We start from the raw sequence: 2,041 nt of genomic DNA on the forward strand, positions 1-2,041 counted from the left end.
GAGGATAACTGCCTATGGCAAAAAACAAAACAGAGATTCATGTTACAACGGTATTTGACGGGGAACTGGACGCCACCGATGTGTTCGTCAGCCTGATTTCCCAGAAATACGGCAAAACAAATACAAAAGAATATCTTGCTAAAAAGAAAGATTTGAAGTATAATGAAGATGAGGTTCAACAGAGCCAGATACCGTCTGGATTGTGTGGGTAAATGGCTATGATGAACGAAATGGAATACAGAACAATCGGTTCAGCACTTGCCGGGGGCTATCGTGCGGCGGTCTATTGCAGGCTGTCAAAGGACGATGACCTGCAAGGCGAAAGTGCCAGTATCGCAAACCAGCGTGATATGCTGGAAAAATACTGCGAAAAGCAGGGATGGGAGGTTGTGGCAGTCTATCAGGACGATGGCTTCACAGGTCTTAATATGGAGCGTCCTGATTTACAGAGAATGTTGAGAGCCATTGAGCGCAGGCAAATCAACCTTGTCATTACGAAAGACCTCAGCCGACTGGGGCGTAACTATCTGCAAACCGGGCATTTGATTGAGGACTTTTTCCCAAGAAACGGTGTCCGCTATATTGCCATGAATGACGGTATCGACACCCTGCGGGATAACAACGACATCGCCCCGTTCAAGAATATCCTGAATGAGATGTACAGCAAGGATATTTCCAAGAAAGTCCATTCCTCTTATCTTCTGAAAGCGCAGAAAGGACAGTTTACCGGGTGTCTTGCCCCGTTTGGGTATCGGAAAGACCCGGAGGACAAAAACCATCTGCTCATTGACGAGGAAACCGCCCCGATTGTGCGGCTGATTTTCGGATATGCCCTGAACGGTCATGGTCCGAACTATATCCGCAGACGGCTGGAGGAAGAAAAAATCCCCTGCCCCACATGGTGGAACCGGGAACGGGGGCTTCGCAACACCCGAACCAAATGGGAAAAGAAAGACCCGGAAAACGGGCGGTATATGTGGGACTTCTCCGTTATCAAAGACCTTTTGATGAATCCCGTCTACACCGGTGCGATTGCTTCCCAGAAAAAAGACTACCGTTTCAAAATCGGCACAATTGGGGAAAAGAAGCCGGAGGACTGGATTGTGGTGGAGGGACAGCATGAACCGCTGATTGACCGCATGAGCTTTGACATTGTGCAGAACAAGCTGAAATCCCGCCAGCGTCCGGGGCAGACCGATGAAATCAGCCTGTTTGCCGGATTGTTAAAATGCGGCGAGTGTGGGAAGTCGCTGACGGTACGCTACACAAACGCAAAACATCCCCAGCGGATTTATTCCTGCAAGACCTACAACGCCTTTGGAAAGAACCACTGCACCCAGCACCGGATTGACTATGACACCCTTTACAGCCATGTGCTGCGGAAAATCCGGGAATGTGCCAGAGCTGCCCTGATGGACGGGGAAGCGGTTGCCGACCGCCTGACCAATACCTGTGAAGCAGAGCAGCGGGAACAGCGGGAAGCAATGGAACGCTCCCTTACAAGGGACGAGGAACGGATTGAGGTTCTGGACAAAATGGTCATGCGGCTTTATGAGGATATGATTGCAGGGCGTATCAGTGAGCAGAATTTCAACACCATGCTGGAAAAGACACAGACCGAGCAGACGGAGCTTAAAGCAAAAGTGTCCGAGGGCAGAAAGCGGCTGTCTGATGAAGTCCAGCTTGCCAATGACGCAAAACAATGGGTGGAAGCCATTCAGGAATATGCCAACATCACAGAGCTGGACGCAGCCACCCTTAACCGCTTAATCAAAGAAATCGTCGTGCATGAACGCATTGACGAAGATAAAACAAGACACATTTCTATCGAAATTCATTTTAATCTCAAACCCATCCCGGAGGTGGAACAGGTCACTGCCTGACCTGTCCCGCCGGGACGGTTCTCTTAAAAACACCATATAGATTTTTTGTACGCCGCCGCCCGCCATCGAGCAGAGTTTTACACCTAATTGGGGATAAAACAGCTCATGGCGGGCGGCGGTGTCGTTCTGATCGGCCTTCAGCTTATCCCTCTGCTGTC

Annotated in this window: 2 protein-coding genes and 1 pseudogene; all 3 read left to right on the forward strand. The window is 50.0% G+C overall.

Going from position 1 to position 2,041, the window contains the following annotated elements; all coding sequences use genetic code 11:
* The first annotated feature begins 14 nt into the window (after positions 1-14).
* Complete coding sequence (locus PG722_RS13860; protein ID WP_006876009.1) at positions 15-212, forward strand: hypothetical protein; 198 nt, start codon at positions 15-17, stop codon at positions 210-212.
* Positions 213-1,883, forward strand: a complete 1,671-nt coding sequence (locus PG722_RS13865; protein ID WP_055262334.1) for a recombinase family protein — start codon at positions 213-215, stop codon at positions 1,881-1,883.
* Positions 1,884-1,988: 105 nt separating this feature from the next.
* Positions 1,989-2,041: pseudogene (locus PG722_RS13870) on the forward strand (hypothetical protein); the annotation flags it as partial.

The sequence above is a fragment of the Butyricicoccus sp. OF27-2pH9A genome (assembly GCF_027693185.1).
Classification (GTDB): domain Bacteria; phylum Bacillota; class Clostridia; order Oscillospirales; family Butyricicoccaceae; genus Agathobaculum; species Agathobaculum butyriciproducens.

Coding starts and splice junctions, on each gene's coding strand:
- PG722_RS13860 (WP_006876009.1), top strand. CDS start 15: ATGGCAAAAAACAAAACAGAGATTCATGTTACAACGGTATTTGACGGG.
- PG722_RS13865 (WP_055262334.1), top strand. CDS start 213: ATGGCTATGATGAACGAAATGGAATACAGAACAATCGGTTCAGCACTT.